The sequence below is a fragment of the Streptomyces sp. NBC_01515 genome, assembly GCF_045040345.1.
Classification (GTDB): Bacteria; Actinomycetota; Actinomycetes; order Streptomycetales; family Streptomycetaceae; genus Streptomyces.
Genome location: NZ_CP109416.1, coordinates 2,616,949 through 2,638,526 on the forward strand (window position 1 = coordinate 2,616,949; position 21,578 = coordinate 2,638,526).

Below are 21,578 nucleotides of genomic sequence, written 5' to 3' on the forward strand. Positions count from 1 at the left end.
CCCGGCTCCCCCCAAGGGAAACCGGGCCTCGCATAGCCTGACGAACGACGCGGAACCTACAGTCCAGCAGCCTTGCGCAGCGCGTCCACGCGGTCGGTGCGCTCCCACGTGAAGTCGGGGATCTCGCGGCCGAAGTGGCCGTAGGCCGCGGTCTGGGCGTAGATCGGGCGCAGCAGGTCCAGGTCGCGGATGATGGCGGCCGGACGCAGGTCGAAGACCTCGTCGATCGCCTTCTCGATCCGGTCCGTGTCGACCTTCTCCGTGCCGAACGTCTCGACGAACAGACCCACCGGCTCGGCCTTGCCGATCGCGTACGCCACCTGCACCTCGCAGCGCGAGGCGAGGCCCGCGGCGACGACGTTCTTGGCGACCCAGCGCATCGCGTACGCCGCCGAACGGTCCACCTTGGACGGGTCCTTGCCCGAGAACGCGCCGCCACCGTGGCGGGCCATGCCGCCGTACGTGTCGATGATGATCTTGCGGCCGGTCAGACCCGCGTCACCCATCGGGCCGCCGATCTCGAAGCGGCCGGTGGGGTTCACGAGGAGGCGGTAGCCGTCGGTGTCGAGCTTGATGCCGTCTTCCACGAGCGCCTTCAGCTCGGCCTCGACCACGAACTCGCGGATGTCGGGGGCGAGGAGGGACTCCAGGTCGATGTCCGACGCGTGCTGCGAGGAGACGACCACGGTGTCGAGGCGGACGGCCTTGTCGCCGTCGTACTCGATGGTGACCTGGGTCTTGCCGTCGGGGCGCAGGTACGGGATCGTCCCGTTCTTGCGGACCTCCGAGAGGCGCTTCGCCAGGCGGTGCGCCAGGAAGATCGGGAGGGGCATCAGCGTCGGCGTCTCGTCCGTCGCGTAGCCGAACATCAGGCCCTGGTCGCCCGCGCCCTGCTTGTCGAGCTCGTCCCCTTCTTCACCTGCGGCGGAACCCTCGACCCGCTTCTCGTACGCCGTGTCGACACCTTGCGCGATGTCCGGGGACTGCGCGCCGATGGACACCGACACGCCGCAGGAGGCGCCGTCGAAGCCCTTCTTGGAGGAGTCGTAGCCGATCTCCAGGATCTTGTCGCGGACGAGCTGCGCGATGGGCGCGTAGGTCTTGGTGGTGACCTCGCCGGCCACGTGCACCAGGCCGGTCGTGATCAGCGTCTCGACGGCGACCCGGGAAGTCGGGTCCTCCCGCAGAAGCGCGTCGAGAATGGTGTCGCTGATCTGGTCAGCGATCTTGTCGGGGTGACCTTCGGTCACGGACTCCGAGGTGAAAAGACGACGGGACACAACGCTCCCTGAGGTTGCAGCGGCTGCTGGCTGATCATTGGCGGACGGACGGGAGCTGCGCCCGACATCGTCCGAGAACAGTTTATCGGTCGCGGTCGACAGACGGTCCACCTGTCTCGCCTCTCGGGAAACGCTGTGACCTGCGGCACGCGCATTTTGCCGAATGCCTGGTGCCGTTGGCCAGAGCCGCCACGCACCAATGTCAGGTTTCGCCGAACTGACAGACGACCGACAGATGGCTGAAACAATTCAGGTGAGACGGTGTGCGACCAGGTCCCACACGGTCTCGGCCAGGGCTTCCTTCGGACCGTACGGAATGGCGGTCTCGCTTCCGTCGACACCCAGTACAACCGCCTCGTTCTCCTCGGAGCCGAACGTCTTGCGCTCCCCCACCTCGTTCACCACCAGCAGATCGCATCCTTTGCGGGCCAGTTTGGTGCGGCCGTTGGCGAGGACGTCGTCCGTCTCGGCGGCGAACCCGACGACCACCTGGCCGGGCCGGGCCCGGTCGGCGGAGATCTCCGCGAGGATGTCCGGATTCCGCACCAGGACGATCGGGTCGGGTTCCCTGTCGTCCTTCTTCTTGATCTTCCCGGTCGCGTACTCCGCCGGCCGGAAGTCCGCGACCGCCGCGGCCATGACGACGGCGTCCGCGTCCGCGGCGGCCTTCAGCACCGCTTCCCGCAGCTGTACGGCGGTCCCGACCGGGACGACGTCCACGCCCGCCGGATCCGGCAGTCCCGTGTTCGCGGCGATCAGCGTGACCCGGGCGCCCCGGGCGGCGGCGGTGCGCGCGAGGGCGTAACCCTGCTTGCCGGAGGAGCGGTTGCCGAGGAAGCGGACCGGGTCGAGGGGCTCGCGGGTGCCGCCGGCGCTGACGACGACGTGCCGGCCCTTGAGGTCGGGCTCGGTGACGCCCCGCGCGAGCACCCGGCGGCAGACCTCGAAGATCTCGGCGGGGTCGGGCAGCCGCCCCTTGCCGGTGTCGACGCCGGTCAGCCGGCCGACGGCGGGCTCGATGACGACGGCGCCGCGGCGGCGCAGCGTCGCCACGTTCTCCTGCGTGGCCGGGTGTTCCCACATCTCGGTGTGCATGGCGGGCGCGAAGACGACCGGACAGCGGGCGGTGAGAAGGGTGTTGGTGAGGAGGTCGTCGGCCAGGCCGTGGGCCGCCTTCGCCAGCATGTCGGTCGTCGCCGGTGCCACGACCACCAGGTCGGCGCTCTGGCCGATGCGCACGTGCGGGACCTCGTGGACGTCGTCCCACACCTCGGTCGAGACGGGGTGCCCGGAGAGCGCGGACCAGGTGGCCGCGCCGACGAAGTGCAGGGCGGACGCGGTGGGGACGACACGGACGTCATGGCCCGACTCCGTCAGTCTGCGCAGCAGCTCACAGGCCTTGTACGCGGCGATGCCACCGCTGACCCCCAGAACGACCTTGGGCTTGTCCACCGTCTCTCCCCGAACTCGGAAACCTGCGTGCGACTCGACTCGTGTGGCCTGTACGACTCCATGACACACCACAGGCCCGACAGTCGCTGCCGGGCCTGTGGATAAAGCTGCTGCGTCTCAGGTCGCGGGGCCCTCGACGGCCTCGGAGGTCAGCAGACCCGCGTTGATCTCGCGCAGGGCGATGGAGAGCGGCTTCTCGTGGACGTGGGTGTCGACGAGCGGACCGACGTACTCAAGCAGGCCCTCGCCGAGCTGCGAGTAGTACGCATTGATCTGACGGGCACGCTTGGCGGCGTAGATCACGAGGCTGTACTTCGAATCGGTGGCCTCAAGAAGCTCGTCGATCGGAGGGTTGATGATGCCCTCGGGAGCGGTGATGGAAGAGGACACGCTCTGCCTTCCGAAAGATGGGATGAGATCGGAAAAACGATCACACAACTTCCATCAAGGCTAGCAGCTCGCGCGCTACGTCCTCGACGGAGGTGTTGACCAGGGTCGCGTCGAACTCGGGCTCCGCCGCGAGCTCGATCTTGGCCGCGTCCAGGCGGCGCTCGATCACCTCGGGCGGCTCGGTGCCCCGTCCGGTGAGCCGGCGCACCAGTTCCTCCCAGGAGGGAGGAGCCAGGAACACCGAGTGCGCCTCGGACATGGACTCGCGGACCTGCCGGGCGCCCTGGAGATCGATCTCCAGGAGGACCGGCACGCCGGACTCCAGGTGTTCGAGCACAGCCGTACGCGGCGTGCCGTAGCGGTTGCCGGCGAATTCGGCCCACTCCAGCAGCTCGCCGTTGGCGATCAGCTTGTCCATCTCCTCGTCGGAGACGAAGAAATAGTGGACGCCGTGCTTCTCGCCGGGGCGGGGCCTACGGGTCGTCGCCGACACCGAGAGCCACACCTCGGGGTGTTGCTTGCGCATATGGGCGACGACCGTGCTCTTGCCGACCCCAGAGGGGCCGGAGAGCACGGTCAGCCGCGGACGTACGTCCGGGGGCTCGGGGGTCGTCCCCCGGAATGTTGCAGCCATGCAGCGATTATTCCAGCAATCCCGGTGTGCCCGGGACTCCTGGTCCGGAGTACCCGGACTCAGGAACCAGTGCTGCCGAACTCACGCTCCAGGGAGGCGATCTGGTTGGAACCAAGGCCACGGACACGGCGGCTCTCGGAGATACCGAGTCGCTCCATGATCTGCTTGGCGCGGACCTTGCCCACGCCGGGCAGGGACTCAAGCAGGGCGGAGACCTTCATCTTGCCGATGACGTCGTTCTCCTGGCCCTGCTTGATGACGTCATGCAGGGAGGCGCCGGAGTGCTTGAGTCGATTCTTGACCTCGGCCCGCTCCCGGCGAGCCGCGGCGGCCTTTTCGAGCGCGGCTGCGCGCTGTTCAGGGGTAAGGGGCGGAAGAGCCACGCCTACGTCACCTCGGATGTCGAACTGTCGGATACGGACCGGTGAGGAACCTAGTCGCCCCACACCTGGGGAGCTACGAGCAACACGCTGCCCGTTGACTCTGCTCGGAGACTAGCGGCCAGGGACGCCAGAGTCAGCGAGAACAGAGGAAAAGTCCTGGTCAGCCTGCGCCAGGCCGGACATTTCCGACATAATGCCCCTGATTTGAGGATGTATTCAGACTCAAGTCGCTCCGGAGTCGCCCGTCGAGCCACTCATCGGAGGACTCGATCGACCCGTTCGAACACCTCAGACGGTCGCAAAGGCGACGCGGATCTCCTCCGCGAAGCCGTCCGAGGCCGTCCGCAGGGCCCCCACGTCGGGACCGTGACGTAGAACACTCCGGCTCACGTTCGGGACGACGTTGCGCAGCACCGCTCCGAAGACCCCGGGAAGATCGGCCGGAGTGGCCCCCTGCGCCCCGACGCCGGGCGCGAGAAGCGGACCGTTGACGTCGAGGTCGTACGACGACAGGTCGCCCAGGGTGGCGCCGACGACGGCCCCGAAAGAGCCCAGCGGCTCCTCCCCCGCGTTCTCGGCGGCCAGGTGGGCCAGCATGGTCGCTCCGATGTTCCGGCCGTCAGCGCGCACCGCGTGCTGCACCTCGCCACCCTCCGGGTTGGAGGTCAGCGCGAGCACGAAGAGACCGGCGCCGCTCTCCCGCGCCAGTTCGATCGCCGGGGCGAGCGAGCCGTAGCCGAGATACGGCGAGACGGTCAGGGCGTCGGAGAAGAGCGGGGAGTCCTTCCGGAGGAAGGACTCGGCGTACGCGGCCATGGTCGAGCCGATGTCGCCGCGTTTGGCGTCCATCACGACCAGCGCACCGGCCGCGCGTGCCTCCTCGACGGACTTCTCCAGGACGGCGATCCCGCGCGAGCCGAAGCGCTCGAAGAACGCGCTCTGCGGCTTCAGGACGGCGACCCGGTCGGCGAGTGCCTCGACGACCGTGCGGCTGAACCGCTCCAGCCCGGCGACGTCGTCGTTCAGGCCCCACTCGGTGAGCAGCGAGGCGTGCGGGTCGATGCCGACGCAGAGCGGGCCGCGTTCGTCCATGGCCGTGCGGAGACGTGCGCCGAAGGGTTCGAGAGGGCTCATACCGGCTTCCTTGCGTCGGTGCCGACCGCGTCGGCGAGGGTGGCGTACGGGCTCGTGCGCAGGCGTGCGGCGAGGCCCTTGTGGATGGCGCGGCCCCAGAAGGGCCCTTCGTAGATGAAGGCGCTGTAGCCCTGCACGAGCGTGGCACCGGCGAGGATGCGCTGCCAGGCGTCCTCCGCGTTCTCGATGCCGCCGACGCCCACGAGGGTGATGCGGTCGCCCACGCGCGCGTAGAGGCGGCGCAGTACCTCCAGGGAGCGAGCCTTCAGCGGGGCTCCGGACAGTCCGCCGGTCTCCTTGATTAGTTCGGGTTCGGATGTCAGACCGAGGCCTTCGCGCGCGATGGTCGTGTTCGTGGCGATGATGCCGTCCAGGCCGAGTTCCACGGCGAGGTCGGCGACCGCGTCCACGTCCTCGTCGGCGAGGTCCGGGGCGATCTTCACCAGGAGCGGGACGCGGCGGTCGGTCACCGCGCGGTCGGCGGCCTCGCGGACGGCGCTCAGCAGCGGGCGCAGCGCCTCGGTCGCCTGGAGGTTGCGCAGCCCGGGCGTGTTGGGCGACGACACGTTGACGACGAGGTAGTCGGCGTGCCGGGCGAGCCGCTCGGTCGACTTCACGTAGTCGCCGACGGCCTCTTCCTCGGGTACGACCTTGGTCTTGCCGATGTTGACGCCGACGACGGTCCGGAAGACCGCCTCACGCGCCTCCAGACGGGCCGCCACGGCCGCGGAGCCCTCGTTGTTGAAGCCCATGCGGTTGATGAGCGCCCGGTCCGGCACAAGGCGGAACAGCCGCTTCTTGGGGTTGCCGGGCTGCGGCTCCCCCGTGACCGTGCCGATCTCGACGTGGTCGAAGCCGAGCATCGACATGCCGTCGATGGCGACCGCGTTCTTGTCGAAGCCGGCGGCGAGCCCGAACGGGCCGTGCATGCGCAGCCCGAAGGCCTCCGTGCGCAGTTCCTCGAACCGGGGCGCGAGGGCGGCCTCGACGAACGTCCGCAGCACGGGGATGCGGACGGCGAGCCGGATCCAGCGGAAGCCGAGGTGATGGGCCTGCTCCGGGTCCATCCGTTTGAAGACCAGACGGAAGAAAAGCTTGTACATGTCTCAGGTGTCCTTCGAAACCTCGTGAGCCTCATGAAGAGCGTGAGCCTCATGAAGAGGGGGACACCGTTTCCGGTGTCCCCCTCAGGGCTGCTAGTCGCGGGCCGCGGTCAGGTGTTGAGCGTGTTCCTGGAGTGAACGCACGCCCACGTCACCGTGGTTGAGGGCGTCGATGCCCTGGACGGCGGCGGCGAGCGCCTGGACCGTCGTCAGGCAGGGCACGGACCGCGCCACGGCCGCCGTACGGATCTCGTAGCCGTCGAGGCGGCCTCCGGTGCCGTAGGGCGTGTTGACGATGAGGTCGACCTCGCCGTCGTGGATGAGCTGGACGATGGTCTTCTCGCCGTTCGGGCCGACGCCCTCGGACTGCTTGCGGACGACCGTCGCGTTCAGGCCGTTGCGCCGGAGGACCTCGGCGGTGCCGGAGGTGGCGAGCAACTCGAAGCCGTGGGCGACCAGTTCACGCGCCGGGAAGATCATCGAGCGCTTGTCGCGGTTGGCGACCGAGATGAACGCGCGGCCCTTGGTGGGCAGCGGGCCGTAGGCGCCCGCCTGGGACTTGGCGTACGCCGTGCCGAAGACGGAGTCGATGCCCATGACCTCGCCGGTGGAGCGCATCTCCGGGCCGAGGACCGTGTCGACGCCACGCCCGTGGATGTCGCGGAAGCGCGACCACGGCATGACGGCCTCCTTGACGGAGATCGGCGCGTCGAGCGGGAGTTCGCCGCCGTCGCCGTGGGCCGGGAGCAGCCCCTCGGCGCGCAGTTCGGCGACGGTCGCGCCCAGCGAGATGCGGGCGGCAGCCTTCGCGAGCGGCACCGCGGTCGCCTTCGAGGTGAAGGGGACCGTACGGGACGCGCGCGGGTTGGCCTCCAGGACGTAGAGGATGTCGCCGGCCATCGCGAACTGGATGTTGATCAGTCCGCGGACGCCGACTCCCTTGGCGATGGCTTCGGTTGAAGCCCGCAGGCGCTTGATGTCGAAGCCGCCCAGGGTGATCGGCGGCAGGGCGCAGGCCGAGTCGCCGGAGTGGATGCCGGCTTCCTCGATGTGCTCCATGACACCGCCGAGGTACAGCTCCTGGCCGTCGTAGAGCGCGTCGACGTCGATCTCGATGGCGTCGTCCAGGAAGCGGTCGACCAGGACCGGCCGCGAGGGGCTGATCTCGGTGGACTCGGCGATGTACGACTCCAGGCGGGTCTCGTCGTAGACGATCTCCATGCCCCGGCCGCCGAGGACGTACGACGGGCGGACGAGGACCGGGTAGCCGATCTCGTCGGCGATGGCCTTGGCGCCCACGAAGGTCGTCGCGGTGCCGTGCTTGGGGGCGGGGAGGCCCGCATCCGCGAGGACCTGGCCGAAGGCGCCGCGGTCCTCGGCGGCGTGGATCGCCTCGGGCGGGGTGCCGACGATCGGGACGCCGTTGTCCTTGAGAGCCTGCGCCAGGCCCAGCGGGGTCTGACCGCCGAGCTGCACGATGACGCCCGCGACGGGGCCCGCCTGCTGCTCGGCGTGGACGATCTCCAGCACGTCTTCGAGCGTGAGCGGCTCGAAGTACAGGCGGTCGGAGGTGTCGTAGTCCGTGGACACGGTCTCGGGGTTGCAGTTGACCATCACGGTCTCGTAGCCCGCGTCGCTGAGCGCGAAGGAGGCGTGGACGCAGGAGTAGTCGAACTCGATGCCCTGGCCGATGCGGTTGGGGCCCGACCCCAGGATGATGACCGCGGGCTTCTCGCGCGGGGCGACCTCGTTCTCCTCGTCGTAGGACGAGTAGAAGTACGGGGTCTTCGCGGCGAACTCGGCGGCGCAGGTGTCGACCGTCTTGTAGACCGGGCGGATGCCGAGCGCGTGCCGGACCTCGCGGACGACGTCCTCGCGCAGACCGCGGATCTCGCCGATCTGCTGGTCGGAGAAGCCGTGCCGCTTGGCCTCGGCGAGCAGCTCCGGGTCCAGCTTGTCGGCGGCGGCCAGCTCGTCGGCGATCTCCTTGATGAGGAAGAGCTGGTCGACGAACCAGGGGTCGATCTTCGTGTACTCGAAGACCTCCTCCTGGGTGGCGCCCGCGCGGATGGCCTGCATGACGGTGTTGATCCGGCCGTCGGTGGGCCGTACGGCCTCTTCGAGGAGCTGGGTCTTGTCGCCGGGCTCGCCCACGAAGGTGAACTGGCTGCCCTTCTTCTCCAGGGAGCGCAGCGCCTTCTGGAAGGCCTCCGTGAAGTTGCGGCCGATGGCCATGGCCTCGCCGACCGACTTCATGGTGGTCGTGAGGGTCGAGTCGGCGCTCGGGAACTTCTCGAAGGCGAAGCGCGGGGCCTTCACGACGACGTAGTCGAGGGTCGGCTCGAAGGAGGCCGGGGTCTCGCGCGTGATGTCGTTCGGGATCTCATCGAGCGTGTAGCCGACGGCCAGCTTGGCGGCGATCTTGGCGATCGGGAAGCCGGTCGCCTTGGAGGCGAGGGCCGAGGAACGGGACACGCGCGGGTTCATCTCGATCACGATGACGCGGCCGTCGACCGGGTCGATCGCGAACTGGATGTTGCAGCCGCCGGTGTCGACACCGACCTCGCGGATGATCGCGATGCCCACGTCACGCAGCACCTGGTACTCGCGGTCGGTCAGCGTCATCGCCGGGGCGACGGTGATCGAGTCGCCGGTGTGCACGCCCATGGGGTCGAAGTTCTCGATGGAGCAGACGACGACCACGTTGTCGTTCTTGTCGCGCATCAGCTCCAGCTCGTACTCCTTCCAGCCGAGGATGGACTCCTCCAGGAGGACCTCGGTGGTGGGAGACAGGGTGAGGCCCTGGCCGGCGATGCGGCGCAGCTCCTCCTCGTCGTGGGCGAAGCCGGAACCGGCGCCGCCCATGGTGAAGGAGGGGCGGACGACGACCGGGTAGCCGCCGAGGGTGTCGACGCCGGCGATCACGTCGTCCATGGAGTGGCAGATGACCGAGCGGGCGGACTCGCCGTGCCCGATCTTCTGGCGTACGGCCTCGACGACGTCCTTGAAGAGGTTGCGGTCCTCGCCCTTGTGGATGGCCTCGACATTGGCACCGATCAGCTCGACGCCGTACTTCTCCAGGGTGCCCGCCTCGTGCAGCGAGATGGCGGTGTTGAGCGCCGTCTGACCGCCCAGGGTGGGCAGGAGGGCGTCCGGCCGCTCCTTGGCGATGATCTTCTCGACGAAGTCCGGGGTGATCGGCTCGACATAGGTGGCGTCGGCGATCTCCGGGTCGGTCATGATCGTCGCCGGGTTGGAGTTGACCAGGATGACGCGGAGGCCCTCGGCGCGCAGGATGCGGCAGGCCTGGGTGCCGGAGTAGTCGAACTCGGCGGCCTGGCCGATGACGATCGGGCCGGAGCCGATGACCAGGACGGACTGGATATCGGTGCGCTTAGGCACGCTGGCCCTCCATCAAAGACGTGAAGCGGTCGAACAGGTAGGCGGCGTCGTGCGGGCCGGCCGCCGCCTCGGGGTGGTACTGGACGCTGAACGCCGGCCGGTCGAGCAGCCGCAGCCCCTCGACGACCTGGTCGTTCAGGCAGACGTGCGAGACCTCGGCGCGGCCGTACGGCGTGTCGGAGACCTTGTCGAGGGGCGCGTCCACGGCGAAGCCGTGGTTGTGCGCGGTGACCTCGACCTTGCCGGTCGTACGGTCCTGCACGGGCTGGTTGATGCCCCGGTGGCCGTACTTCAGCTTGTACGTGCCGAAGCCGAGCGCGCGGCCGAGGATCTGGTTGCCGAAGCAGATGCCGAAGAGCGGGGTGCCGCGCTCCAGGACGGCCCGCATGACGGCGACCGGGTGGTCGGCGGTGGCGGGGTCGCCGGGTCCGTTGGAGAAGAAGACCCCGTCGGGCTGTACGGCGTAGACGTCCTCGACGGTCGCGGTGGCCGGGAGCACGTGCACCTCGATGCCGCGCTCGGCCATGCGGTGCGGGGTCATGCCCTTGATGCCGAGGTCGACGGCGGCGACGGTGAACTTCTTCTCACCGATCGCGGGGACGACGTACGTCTCCTTGGTGGCGACCTCGGCGGAGAGGTTGGCGCCCGTCATCTCGGGAGCCTGGCGCACCTCGGCGAGCATGGTGTCGTCGTCGGGCAGCGTGGGCCCGGAGAAGATGCCGACGCGCATGGCGCCGCGCTCGCGCAGATGACGGGTCAACGCGCGCGTGTCGATGCCGGAGATCCCGACGACACCCTGGTTGCGCAGCTCCTCGTCCAGCGAGCGGCGGGAGCGCCAGTTGGACGGCACGCGCGCGGGGTCGCGCACCACGTAACCGGCGACCCAGATGCGGGACGACTCGGGGTCCTCGTCGTTCACGCCGGTGTTGCCGATGTGCGGGGCGGTCATCACGACGACCTGGCGGTGGTACGACGGGTCGGTCAGGGTCTCCTGGTAGCCGGTCATGCCGGTGGAGAACACGGCCTCGCCGAAGGTCACCCCCACGGACCCGTAGGCGCGGCCGCGGAAGATCCGGCCGTCCTCCAGGACGAGTACGGCGGGAACCTTGGCGGCTCCCCTGGTGGAGGTCGTCATCGTGCGCCTTCCGTGTCGGTCGTTTCGAGACTCTTGTTGATCATGCTGTTCAGGGTGTCGACCCACTCCGTGTGCTCGGCCGCGTGGTCGGAGCGGAACCCGGAGTCGATCAGCCGGTCCCCGTGCGCCCACGTCACGACCAGCAGGCCGCCCTCGCTGAGGACCTTCCCGGCGATGCCCTTGCCGAGCAGGGCCTCGCGCAGCGCCCCGGCCGGGATGAAGAAGTCGGTGGCTCCCGGTCGTACGACATCCAGGCCGGCCTCCATCAGGGTCAGCTCGACCCGGCTGCGGGTGCCCAGGCCGTGCGCCACGATGCGGTCGAGCCACTGCCCGGCGGTGGTGGAGCCGTGGTAGCGGCCACTCATCGACAACACAGTCAGTTTCGCCTCGCCCAGGTCTTCCGGCGCGGTGGGCAGCTCGGGGACGTCGCCCTGGAGCGTGCCGCGCCACTTCCAGCCCTCGCGCATCAGCCAGTAGACGAGCGCGATGAAGAGGGCGAGGCCGACGAGCCAGCCGATGCGGGCGGCCCAGTCGGTCACCGGGGCGGACTTCTCCCCGGCCGCGAGGTGGGTCAGTTCCAGAGGTGTCACGTGAGCTTCCCGTCGACGAGCGTGGCCTTGCCCCGGAGCCAGGTGTGCGTCACACGGCCCGGCAGCTCACGCCCCTCGTACGGGGTGTTGCGACTGCGCGAAGCGAAGCCCGCGGGGTCCACCGACCCACGGTATTCCGTGTCGACGAGCGTGAGGTTGGCGGGCTCACCAGCCGAGACGGGACGGCCGTGGCCCACCGCCCGCCCGATCTCGGCGGGCTTGACGGACATGCGATCGGCGACCCCGGTCCAGGTGAGGAGCCCGGTGTCCACCATGGTCTCCTGCACCACTGACAACGCGGTCTCCAGGCCGACCATCCCCATGGCTGCGGCGGCCCACTCGCAGTCCTTGTCCTCGTGCGGGTGCGGGGCGTGGTCGGTGGCGACGATGTCGATCGTGCCGTCGGCGAGGGCCTCGCGCAGGGCCAGCACGTCGCGCTCGGTGCGCAGGGGCGGGTTGACCTTGAAGACGGGGTTGTAGGAGCGCGCCAGCTCATCCGTGAGGAGGAGATGGTGCGGGGTGACCTCGGCGGTCACGTCGATGCCCCGGGACTTGGCCCAGCGGACGATCTCGACGGACCCGGCGGTCGACAGGTGGCAGATGTGGACGCGGGAACCGACGTGCTCGGCGAGCAGGACGTCCCGCGCGATGATCGATTCCTCGGCCACCGCCGGCCAGCCCCCGAGCCCGAGTTCGGCGGAGACGACGCCCTCGTTCATCTGGGCGCCCTCGGTCAGCCGCGGCTCCTGCGCGTGCTGGGCGACGACTCCCCCGAAGGCCTTCACGTACTCCAGCGCCCGGCGCATGATCACCGCGTCGTCGACGCACTTGCCGTCGTCGGAGAAGACGGTGACCCCGGCGGCCGACTCGTGCATCGCGCCCAGCTCGGCGAGCTTCTTGCCCTCCAGGCCGACGGTGACGGCACCGATGGGCTGCACATCGCAGTAGCCGTGCTCCTGGCCGAGCCGGTAGACCTGCTCGACTACACCGGCGGTGTCGGCGACCGGGAAGGTGTTGGCCATGGCGAACACGGCCGTGTAGCCACCGCTCGCGGCAGCCCGCGTACCGGTCAGGACGGTCTCGGAGTCCTCGCGGCCGGGCTCGCGGAGGTGGGTGTGCAGGTCGACGAGACCCGGCAGCAGCACCTTGCCGTCGGCCTCGACGACCTCGGCACCTTCGGCGGACAGTCCACTGCCGACCTCGGCGATGGTGTCCCCGTCAATCAGCACGTCCTGCGGCTCGCCGCCGAGGACCTTCGCACCGCGGATCAGGATCTTGCTCATGTGACTTACTTCTCCTCGATACGGGCGTGGCTGACGGCGGGTTCGTTGCCGCCCAGAAGCAGATAGAGCACGGCCATCCGGATGGACACTCCGTTTGCGACCTGCTCGACGACGGTGCAGCGGTCCGAGTCGGCGACCTCGGCGGTGATCTCCATGCCCCGGACCATCGGCCCCGGGTGCATCACGATGGCGTGCTCGGGCATCTTCGCCATCCGCTCGCCGTCGAGGCCGTAGCGCCGTGAGTACTCGCGCTCGGTCGGGAAGAACGCCGCGTTCATGCGCTCGCGCTGGACGCGCAGGAGCATCACCGCGTCGGACTTGGAGAGCGTGCTGTCGAGGTCGTAGGAGACCTCGCAGGGCCAGGCGTCGACGCCGACCGGCACCAGGGTCGGCGGGGCGACGAGGGTGACCTCGGCGCCGAGGGTGTGCAGCAGGTCGACGTTGGAGCGGGCGACGCGGCTGTGCAGGATGTCGCCGACGAGCGTGATCCGCTTGCCGTCCAGGTCCTGCCCGAGCCCGGCGTCCCGGCCGACGAGCCGGCGCCGCATGGTGAACGCGTCCAGCAGGGCCTGCGTCGGGTGCTGGTGGGTGCCGTCACCGGCGTTGATGACGGCCGCGTCGATCCACCCCGAGGTGGCGAGCCGGTACGGCGCTCCGGAGGCACCGTGCCGGATGACGACCGCGTCGACGCCCATGGCCTCCAGGGTCTGCGCGGTGTCCTTCAGGGACTCGCCCTTGGAGACGCTCGACCCCTTGGCGGTGAAGTTGATGACGTCGGCGGAGAGGCGCTTCTCGGCGGCTTCGAAGGAGATACGCGTGCGCGTGGAGTCCTCGAAGAAGAGGTTGACGACGGTACGGCCGCGCAGGGTCGGCAGTTTCTTGATCGGCCGGTCGGCGACCCTGGCCATCTCCTCGGCGGTGTCGAGGATCAGGACGGCGTCGTCGCGGGTGAGGTCGGCGGCCGAGATGAGATGACGCTGCATCTGTCAGGCTCCGTAAGGCAGTTCAGGTTTGGGGAGAATCCGGGCGCGCGGGGACACGGCGTGCCGCGAAGGCACGGCGTCCGGCCGCTACGGGGTCTGCTTGACGCCGAGCAGCACGGTGTCGCGACCGTCCTCCTCGGCGAGCTGGACCTTGACCGTCTCCCGCAGCGACGTGGGGAGGTTCTTGCCGACGTAGTCGGCGCGGATGGGCAGTTCGCGGTGGCCTCTGTCGACCAGGACCGCGAGCTGCACCGCGCGGGGGCGCCCGATGTCGTTCAGGGCGTCGAGGGCGGCGCGGATGGTGCGGCCGGAGAAGAGCACGTCGTCGACGAGGACGACCAGGCGGCCGTCGATGCCGTCACCGGGGATGTCGGTGCGGGCCAGCGCGCGGGGCGGGTGCATGCGCAGGTCGTCGCGGTACATGGTGATGTCGAGGGAGCCGACCGGGATCTTGCGGTCGGTGATCTCTTCGAGCTTGACGGCGAGCCGCTGGGCGAGGAACACGCCCCGGGTCGGGATACCGAGGAGGACCACGTCGTCGGCGCCCTTGGCGCGCTCGACGATCTCGTGGGCGATGCGGGTCAGGACCCGCGCGATGTCGGGGGCTTCGAGAACCGGCCGGGCATCGGACTCGTACTGCTGGGTGTCCATAAGAAACGGACCTCCTTCTCCGCCTCACGGGACGGACCTTAAAGGACGTCGGATTTGCGCCATCCACGGTAGCAGGCCGGGGCGACACCCCTGATCACCCCTATGGAGTAATCGGACACCGGTACCACGGAAGAGCCGGTGCGGACCATTCGGCTTGACGCAGCAGCGTAACGCTGCGTAACCTCACAGTGAGTTACCAGCCGCGCGGCGCGGAAACACTGCAGCCGCGTCGACACAGTGTCCGGGAGCTATATGTCCAGCGAATACGCCAAACAGCTCGGGGCCAAGCTCCGGGCCATCCGCACCCAGCAGGGCCTTTCCCTCCACGGTGTCGAGGAGAAGTCACAGGGACGCTGGAAGGCGGTCGTGGTCGGCTCGTACGAGCGCGGCGACCGTGCCGTCACCGTGCAGCGCCTCGCCGAGTTGGCTGACTTCTACGGGGTTCCGGTGCAGGAGCTGCTGCCGGGCACCACGCCGGGCGGGGCCGCCGAGCCGCCGCCGAAGCTGGTGCTGGACCTTGAGCGGCTGGCCCACGTGCCCGCCGAGAAGGCCGGCCCGCTGCAGCGCTACGCGGCGACGATCCAGTCCCAGCGCGGCGACTACAACGGCAAGGTGCTCTCGATCCGCCAGGACGACCTGCGCACACTCGCCGTCATCTACGACCAGTCCCCCTCGGTCCTCACCGAGCAGCTCATCAGCTGGGGCGTACTGGACGCGGACGCGCGTCGCGCGGTCTCCCACGAGGAGAACTGAGCCGCTCCCGCCGAGCCGCTTCCCGTCTCAGCAGAAACGTGCCGCCGGGGTGGCCGGAACTTCACCGTTCCGGCCACCCCGGCGGCTTTCTGCGGGCCTCAGGAGCCTCATGCGTACGGGAACGCCCTCATGCCTGCGGAAACGCCGGAGGGCCCGCAGCGGTCGTGCTGCGGGCCCTCCGGCGTTTCGCTCGCGTATCGCTCTCGCGTACTGCTTACGCCTCGTCGCGGCGCAGCGAGGGCTTCAGGTCCTTGAAACGGCCCAGCAGGCCGTTCACGAACGAGGGCGACTCGTCCGTGGAGAACTCCTTCGCCAGCTGCACCATCTCGTCGAGGACGACGGCGTCCGGGGTCTCGTCGGCCCAGATCAGCTCGTAGGCGCCGAGGCGCAGGATGTTGCGGTCCACCACGGGCATGCGGTCGAGCGTCCAGCCGACCGAGTACTGCGCGATCAGCTCGTCGATGCGGCGCGCGTGCTGCGCGTACCCCTCGACCAGCTCCATCGTGTACTCGCTGACCGGGGGCTGCCGGGTGTCGTCCCGGGAGAGCCGGATCCAGTCCGCGAGGACCGTGGTGACGCCGACTCCGCGCTGGTCGCCCTCGAAGAGGATCTGGAAGGCGCGCTTGCGGGCCGTATTGCGGGCAGCCACGGTTAGCTGTTCACCCGGCCGAGGTAGTCGCTGGAGCGGGTGTCGACCTTGATCTTCTCACCGGTGGTGATGAAGAGCGGGACCTGGATCTGGTAGCCGGTCTCCAGGGTGGCGGGCTTGGTGCCACCGGTGGAGCGGTCGCCCTGGACGCCGGGCTCGGTCTCCTGGATGACGAGCTCGACGGCGGCCGGCAGCTCCACGAAGAGCACCTCGCCCTCGTGCTGCGCGACCGTGGCGGTGAAGCCCTCGATCAGGAAGTTGGCGGCGTCGCCGACGGCCTTGCGGTCGACCATGAGCTGGTCGTAGGTCTCCATGTCCATGAAGACGAAGTACTCGCCGTCCATGTACGAGAACTGCATGTCGCGCTTGTCGACAGTGGCCGTCTCGACCTTGACGCCGGCGTTGAACGTCTTGTCGACGACCTTGCCGGAGAGCACGTTCTTGAGCTTGGTGCGCACGAAGGCAGGGCCCTTGCCGGGCTTGACGTGCTGGAACTCGACGACGGACCAGAGCTGGCCCCCGTCGAGCTTGAGCACCAGGCCGTTCTTGAGGTCGTTCGTGGAAGCCACGGTTGCGGAATCTCCTGGACTGACGTGGACGACCACGGGACACGCGCACAGCTCGGAAAAGCTAGAGCGCGAGCAGCTCCTTGGTCGTGATGGTGAGTAGCTCGGGTCCGCCGTCCGCCTCAGGGCGTACGACGAGCGTGTCATCGATCCGGACACCGCCCCGGCCCGGGAGGTGAACCCCCGGTTCGACGGTGACCGGCACGCAAGCGTCCAGTTTACCCATGGCCGCGGGGGCCAGCTGCGGCTCCTCGTCGATTTCGAGCCCGACACCATGGCCGGTGAGGGCTGCGAGGCCTTCTGAGTACCCCGCTGAGTCCAGTACCTGGCGGGCCGCGCGGTCCACGTCACGGTAGGCGGCGCCGGGGGTCAGGGACTCCCGTGCGGCCCTCTGGGCGGCGAAGACGAGGTCGTAGAGCTCGATCTGCCAGTCGGCGGGAGAGGTCCCGATGACGAACGTACGGCCGATCTCACAGCGGTATCCGCGATACATGGCACCGAGGCAGACAGAAAGGAAATCTCCCTCCTCGACCCTGCGATCGGTCGGCCGGTGACCGCGTCGGCCGGAGTGCGGGCCGGTGGCGACGGAGGTCGCGAACGCGGGGCCGTCCGCTCCGTGGTCGACGAGCCGCCGCTCCAGTTCGAGGGCGAGATGGCGTTCGGTACGGCCGACGAGGATCGACTCCAGCAGCTCTCCGAGGGCCTGGTCGGCGATCTCGGCGGCGATTCTCAGACAGGAGATCTCCTCCTCGTCCTTGACCACCCGCAACTGTTCGACCGCGCCGCCGATGTCGGTGAGGCGGAGCGTGGGGGCGACCGAGCGGAGGGCTCGGTGGCGGGCCACCGTGAGGTGATGCTCCTCTACGGCCATGGATTCGGCGCCGTGCGCTGCCGCGAGGTCCGCGGCGGATACGGCGGGGTCGCCGTCGGGGCCGGGGAGTGTGTGGACGCGCAGGGTTTCGTCGGGACGGCCCTCCGCGGGGCGCTCGTCCAGCGGGACCGTGCAGACCAGCGTGTCGTCACGCTTGCCGAGCAGCAGGACAGTGCCCTGTGGGGCTGGACCGGCCAAGTAGCGCACGTTGGCTGGTTTGGTGACCAGCGCGGATTGGCTGCCGCCGGCTTGGGCTCGGTCCCTGAGCCTTGCTCGGCGGGCTGCGTAGACCTCTGACATGAGATGAGCGTAGGAGGGGTGGCTGGATTGTGCTGGTTGGGAGAGTGCCGTTCGGGGGACGGAGCATGAGTTTCGACTGCGGGTCCGTGGGGGCTGGTCGCGCAGTTCCCCGCGCCCCTAAAAGACACAGGTCCCGTTCGTCACCAGCTCGGCGGACTCGCTATGGATCGTGCGAGTACGTCGTTGAGGACCTGGGCCGTCTGCTGTACGTCCATCTGTGAGTTGTCGATGATCGGGAGGCCCGAGCCGTACCAACCCGCCATGCGGCCGTGGATGCGGGCGACCTCTTCGTCGGTGAGGCGGCGGTTGCCGGCGCGTTTGGCGTTGCGTTCCAGGACGATTTCCAGGCCCGGCAGCAGGACCACCGGGAGGAGGCCGGGACCTACGTGGCGTTTCCAGCCGCCGAGGCCTACGACGGGGCGGTCGGGGAAGACCGCGTCGTCGAGGATGCAGGAGATGCCGTTGGCGAGGAAGTTGCGGGCGGAGAAGCCGCAGGTACGGCGGGCGAGGCGGTACTGGGCCTCGGAGTGGTCGTTCCAGCCGGACTGGGGGTCGGCGAAGCCGGAGCGGACCCATTCGCGGACGTCGTCGAGGCTGATGTGGGCGGTGGGGACCCGGCGGTGGTCCGCCCAGTACTTGGCGACGCTCGTCTTGCCCGCGCCGGCGGGGCCGATGAGCAGCACCGCGAGGGTGGTGGAGGTCGGGTCGGCCGCGGCCTGCGCCGGTGGCGTGCTGGGCATGGGCACGGGGCCGCCCGGCGGGAGCTGGACGTGGCCGGTGGTGTCCGGGGCGCGGCGCGGGACCGCGTGCGGCAGCGGCGGGGTGGGCGCGAAGCCCGGGGCCGGTGGCGGGGGCGGCACGGGGGCCGGGCCCGGTTGGGGCGGTCCCGAGTGTTGTCCGGCCGGGGACCAACCGGTGGTCGGTCCCTGCCCCGGCTGGTGGGGCGGCGGCAGCGGAGACCCCACTGCGTGCTGCATCCGGTGCCACTCCGTCTCGTACAAGGCAATTGGCGCTGGCAGCGGGCCCGAACCCGCCGCCTACCGAACGGTACCTTCCCCGGCCGCCATTTGGTGAACGGCCGGGGAGAGGCCGAAGTGCCCGTCCGCGCAAGGCGATTCGGGCGGAAGGGCCTTGGCGGTACTTACTCGCCCACTTCGCCGTACGCGGCGAGCAGGACGGCCGGGTCGGGGCCCTCCAGGACCGTCGGCTTGGCGAGGCCGTCGAGGACGATGAAGCGCAGCATGTCGCCGCGGGACTTCTTGTCGACCTTCATGGTCTCCAGCAGCTTGGGCCACTGGTCGTAGCGGTAGCTGAGCGGCAGGCCGACCGATTCGAGGACCGTGCGGTGCCGGTCCGCCGTCGCGTCGTCCAACCGGCCCGCGAGACGGCCCAGTTCGGCCGCGAAGTGCATGCCTACGGCCACTGCCGCGCCGTGACGCCACTTGTAGCGCTCGTTCTTCTCGATGGCGTGCGCGAGGGTGTGGCCGTAGTTGAGAATCTCGCGCAGGCCCGACTCCTTGAGGTCGGCGGAGACGACCTCGGCCTTGACCTTGATGGAGCGTTCGATCAGCTCGGCGGTGTGCGGGCCTGCCGGGGTGCGGGCGGACTCCGGGTCGGACTCGATGAGGTCGAGGATCACCGGGTCGGCGATGAAGCCGGCCTTGATGATCTCGGCGAGCCCGGAGACGTAGTCGTTGACCGGGAGGGAGTCCAGCGCGGCGAGGTCGCAGAGCACGCCGGCCGGCGGGTGGAAGGAGCCGACCAGGTTCTTGCCCTCGGCGGTGTTGATACCGGTCTTGCCGCCGACGGCCGCGTCGACCATGGCGAGCACGGTCGTCGGTACGGCGATCCAGCGGACCCCGCGCAGCCAGGTCGCGGCGACGAAGCCGGCCAGGTCGGTGGTGGAGCCGCCGCCGACGCCGACGATGGCGTCGGAGCGGGTGAAGCCGGACTGGCCCAGGGCCTTCCAGCAGTAGGCGGCGACCTCGGCGGTCTTGGCCTCCTCCGCGTTCGGCACCTGGATGGCGACGGCCTCAAAGCCCTGCCCGGCCAGGTCGGCGCGCAGCGCCTCACCCGTCTCGTCGAGCGCCTCGGGGTGGATGATGGCGACCCGCTTGGCCTTGTCGCCGACCAACCCGCCCAGTTCGCCCAGGAGTTGACGGCCCACCAGGACCTCGTACGGGTCGCTGCCCGCCGTGCCGCCGACCTGGATCCGCGTCACTGACTCGCTCATGCTTCCTTCAACTCCAGTGCGTCCAGGACGGCTTGGGTGACGTCCTCGGGGGTGCGGCCGTCCGTGGGTACGACGGCCTGCGCGACCTCGGCGTACAAGTGCCGCCTGGCTTCCATCAGTTCGCGCCACTGCTTGCGCGGGTTGATCGTGAGCAGCGGGCGGGCCGCGTTGAGGCCGGTGCGCTTGACCGCTTCGTCCACGTCCATGGAGAGGTAGACGACCCGGTGTCCGGCGAGCAGCGCGCGCGTGTCCTCGTCGAGGATCGAGCCGCCGCCGAGCGCGAGGACGCCGTCGTGTCCGGCGAGTGCCTGGTGCACGGCGCGCTTCTCGACCGCGCGGAAGACGGGCTCGCCCTCGTCGACGAAGATCTCGGCGATGGTGCGGCCCTCGGCGGCCACGATGTCGTCGTCGGTGTCCCGGTAACCGACGCCGAGCCGCTCGGCGAGCTGCTGCCCGACGGTGGACTTGCCGACGCCCATGGGACCGACCAGGACGACGAGCGGGGCCGCGGTCACCGGATGACCAGGTTCTCAAGGTACGAGCGCACGTTGCGGCGGGTCTCGGGCACCGAGTCGCCGCCGAACTTCTCGGCCACGGCGTCCGCGAGGACGAGCGCGACCATCGCCTCGGCGACGATGCCGGCGGCCGGGACCGCGGAGACGTCGGAACGCTGGTGGTGGGCCTGGGTGGCCTCACCGGTGACCACATCGACGGTCTGCAGGGCGCGCGGCACGGTCGCGATCGGCTTCATCGCGGCACGCACGCGCAGCAACTCGCCGGTGCTCAGCCCGCCTTCGGTACCACCGGAGCGCCCGGAGACGCGCCGAATGCCTTCATCGGTGTTGACGATCTCGTCGTGCGCCTGCGACCCGGGCACCCGAGCCAGCTCGAACCCGTCCCCGATCTCGACACCCTTGATCGCCTGGATACCCATGAGGGCACCGGCGAGGCGGGCGTCCAGCTTGCGGTCCCAGTGCACGTGCGAACCGAGCCCGACAGGAACGCCGTAGGCAAGGATCTCGACGACGCCACCGAGGGTGTCACCGTCCTTGTGGGCCTGGTCGATCTCGGCGACCATCGCCTTCGAGGCGTCGGCATCGAGGCAGCGCACGGGGTCGGCGTCCAGCTTCTCGACGTCGGCGGGCGTGGGCAGCACACCCTGCGGCGCCTTGGCGGAGGCCAGCTCGACGACGTGCGAGACGATCTCGATCCCGGCCGTCTCCTTGATGTACGACCGCGCCACCGCACCCAGCGCGACACGGGCGGCCGTCTCCCGCGCGGAGGCCCGCTCCAGGATCGGCCGGGCCTCGTCGAAGCCGTACTTCTGCATACCGGCGAGGTCGGCGTGACCGGGACGGGGCCGGGTCAGCGGCGCATTACGGGCGAGCCCCGCCAGAATCTCGGGGTCGACCGGGTCGGCCGCCATGACCTGCTCCCACTTGGGCCACTCGGTGTTGCCCACCATGATGGCCACCGGCGAACCGAGGGTCAGACCGTGCCGCACACCGCCGAGGAAGGTGACCTCGTCGCGCTCGAACTTCATGCGCGCACCGCGTCCATAACCGAGCCGGCGCCGGGCCAGGTGGTCCGCCACCATGTCCGTGGTGATCGGCACACCGGCGGGAAGACCCTCCAGCGTCGCCACGAGTGCGGGACCGTGGGACTCCCCCGCGGTCAGCCAGCGCAACCTGCTCAACGGTGCTCCTCATGCTCGCGCCCTGGTACTGCTGCGTACGCGCGTCCTCGCATACGCCAACGGCGCGACCGGGTGCGCGGCCCTGGCCCG

21 protein-coding genes are annotated in these 21,578 nt (G+C 69.6%); 1 reads left to right on the forward strand and 20 read right to left on the reverse strand.

The window, feature by feature from the left end; genetic code table 11:
* Nucleotides 1-56: 56 nt before the first annotated feature.
* The 13 genes from metK to pyrR all read right to left on the reverse strand — a co-directional run bounded on the left by metK (nt 57) and on the right by pyrR (nt 14,420).
* The gene (metK, locus tag OG407_RS11475; RefSeq protein WP_405857443.1) at nt 57-1,280 is read right to left on the reverse strand and encodes a methionine adenosyltransferase; all 1,224 of its coding nucleotides are present in this window, start codon (nt 1,278-1,280) and stop codon (nt 57-59) included.
* A gap of 249 nt (nt 1,281-1,529) precedes the next feature.
* Nucleotides 1,530-2,732, reverse strand: a complete 1,203-nt coding sequence (coaBC, locus tag OG407_RS11480) for a bifunctional phosphopantothenoylcysteine decarboxylase/phosphopantothenate--cysteine ligase CoaBC (protein WP_405857445.1) — start codon at nt 2,730-2,732, stop codon at nt 1,530-1,532.
* Between the two features lie 117 nt (nt 2,733-2,849).
* Nucleotides 2,850-3,122, reverse strand: a complete 273-nt coding sequence (gene rpoZ / locus OG407_RS11485) for a DNA-directed RNA polymerase subunit omega (RefSeq protein ID WP_019059732.1) — start codon at nt 3,120-3,122, stop codon at nt 2,850-2,852.
* 40 nt (nt 3,123-3,162) lie between these two features.
* The gene (gene gmk, locus OG407_RS11490; RefSeq protein WP_327405439.1) at nt 3,163-3,756 is read right to left on the reverse strand and encodes a guanylate kinase; all 594 of its coding nucleotides are present in this window, start codon (nt 3,754-3,756) and stop codon (nt 3,163-3,165) included.
* A 59-nt stretch (nt 3,757-3,815) separates the two neighbouring features.
* Entirely contained in the window at nt 3,816-4,139 is a 324-nt protein-coding gene (locus OG407_RS11495) for an integration host factor (RefSeq protein WP_019059734.1), read from the reverse strand.
* A 288-nt stretch (nt 4,140-4,427) separates the two neighbouring features.
* Nucleotides 4,428-5,273: an orotidine-5'-phosphate decarboxylase gene (gene pyrF, locus OG407_RS11500; protein WP_405857448.1), complete on the reverse strand. Its 846-nt coding sequence runs from the start codon at nt 5,271-5,273 to the stop codon at nt 4,428-4,430.
* Nucleotides 5,270-6,376 (reverse strand): quinone-dependent dihydroorotate dehydrogenase, encoded by a 1,107-nt coding sequence (locus tag OG407_RS11505; protein ID WP_405857450.1) that lies wholly within the window; start codon nt 6,374-6,376, stop codon nt 5,270-5,272. Before OG407_RS11505 ends, pyrF begins: the two co-directional genes overlap by 4 nt.
* A 93-nt stretch (nt 6,377-6,469) precedes the next feature.
* The gene (carB, locus tag OG407_RS11510) at nt 6,470-9,778 is read right to left on the reverse strand and encodes a carbamoyl-phosphate synthase large subunit (protein WP_405857452.1); all 3,309 of its coding nucleotides are present in this window, start codon (nt 9,776-9,778) and stop codon (nt 6,470-6,472) included.
* Nucleotides 9,771-10,913: a glutamine-hydrolyzing carbamoyl-phosphate synthase small subunit gene (gene carA, locus OG407_RS11515; RefSeq protein ID WP_405857454.1), complete on the reverse strand. Its 1,143-nt coding sequence runs from the start codon at nt 10,911-10,913 to the stop codon at nt 9,771-9,773. The genes carB and carA overlap by 8 nt, the downstream gene beginning before the upstream one ends.
* A complete protein-coding gene (locus OG407_RS11520) occupies nt 10,910-11,503 on the reverse strand; it encodes a hypothetical protein (protein ID WP_405857456.1) in 594 nt (197 codons plus the stop codon). Before OG407_RS11520 ends, carA begins: the two co-directional genes overlap by 4 nt.
* Nucleotides 11,500-12,786, reverse strand: coding sequence for a dihydroorotase (locus OG407_RS11525; protein ID WP_405857458.1), 1,287 nt, complete (start codon nt 12,784-12,786; stop codon nt 11,500-11,502). The genes OG407_RS11520 and OG407_RS11525 overlap by 4 nt, the downstream gene beginning before the upstream one ends.
* Nucleotides 12,787-12,791: 5 nt before the next feature.
* Nucleotides 12,792-13,769 (reverse strand): aspartate carbamoyltransferase catalytic subunit, encoded by a 978-nt coding sequence (locus tag OG407_RS11530; RefSeq protein WP_405857459.1) that lies wholly within the window; start codon nt 13,767-13,769, stop codon nt 12,792-12,794.
* A gap of 87 nt (nt 13,770-13,856) precedes the next feature.
* Nucleotides 13,857-14,420 (reverse strand): bifunctional pyr operon transcriptional regulator/uracil phosphoribosyltransferase PyrR, encoded by a 564-nt coding sequence (gene pyrR, locus OG407_RS11535; protein ID WP_019059742.1) that lies wholly within the window; start codon nt 14,418-14,420, stop codon nt 13,857-13,859.
* Nucleotides 14,421-14,672: 252 nt separating this feature from the next.
* Between pyrR and bldD the strand changes: the two genes are divergently transcribed.
* Nucleotides 14,673-15,173 (forward strand): transcriptional regulator BldD, encoded by a 501-nt coding sequence (gene bldD, locus OG407_RS11540; RefSeq protein WP_019059743.1) that lies wholly within the window; start codon nt 14,673-14,675, stop codon nt 15,171-15,173.
* Between the two features lie 214 nt (nt 15,174-15,387).
* On the opposite strand, the gene nusB is transcribed toward bldD, so the two are convergent.
* From nusB to aroC, 7 genes are all read right to left on the reverse strand, one after another.
* Nucleotides 15,388-15,822 carry a transcription antitermination factor NusB gene (gene nusB, locus OG407_RS11545; protein WP_043683949.1) on the reverse strand — a complete coding sequence of 145 codons (435 nt, stop codon included), beginning with the start codon at nt 15,820-15,822 and terminating at the stop codon, nt 15,388-15,390.
* 2 nt (nt 15,823-15,824) lie between these two features.
* Complete coding sequence (gene efp, locus OG407_RS11550) at nt 15,825-16,391, reverse strand: elongation factor P (protein WP_019059745.1); 567 nt, start codon at nt 16,389-16,391, stop codon at nt 15,825-15,827.
* Between the two features lie 61 nt (nt 16,392-16,452).
* Nucleotides 16,453-17,559, reverse strand: a complete 1,107-nt coding sequence (locus OG407_RS11555) for an aminopeptidase P family protein (protein ID WP_405857462.1) — start codon at nt 17,557-17,559, stop codon at nt 16,453-16,455.
* 140 nt (nt 17,560-17,699) lie between these two features.
* Nucleotides 17,700-18,536: a Pro-rich N-terminal domain-containing protein gene (locus OG407_RS11560; RefSeq protein ID WP_328684519.1), complete on the reverse strand. Its 837-nt coding sequence runs from the start codon at nt 18,534-18,536 to the stop codon at nt 17,700-17,702.
* Between the two features lie 164 nt (nt 18,537-18,700).
* Nucleotides 18,701-19,792: a 3-dehydroquinate synthase gene (gene aroB, locus OG407_RS11565; RefSeq protein WP_405857464.1), complete on the reverse strand. Its 1,092-nt coding sequence runs from the start codon at nt 19,790-19,792 to the stop codon at nt 18,701-18,703.
* The gene (locus OG407_RS11570) at nt 19,789-20,307 is read right to left on the reverse strand and encodes a shikimate kinase (protein ID WP_405857466.1); all 519 of its coding nucleotides are present in this window, start codon (nt 20,305-20,307) and stop codon (nt 19,789-19,791) included. The genes aroB and OG407_RS11570 overlap by 4 nt, the downstream gene beginning before the upstream one ends.
* Nucleotides 20,304-21,488 (reverse strand): chorismate synthase, encoded by a 1,185-nt coding sequence (gene aroC, locus OG407_RS11575; RefSeq protein ID WP_327405428.1) that lies wholly within the window; start codon nt 21,486-21,488, stop codon nt 20,304-20,306. Before aroC ends, OG407_RS11570 begins: the two co-directional genes overlap by 4 nt.
* Nucleotides 21,489-21,578 lie beyond the last annotated feature (90 nt).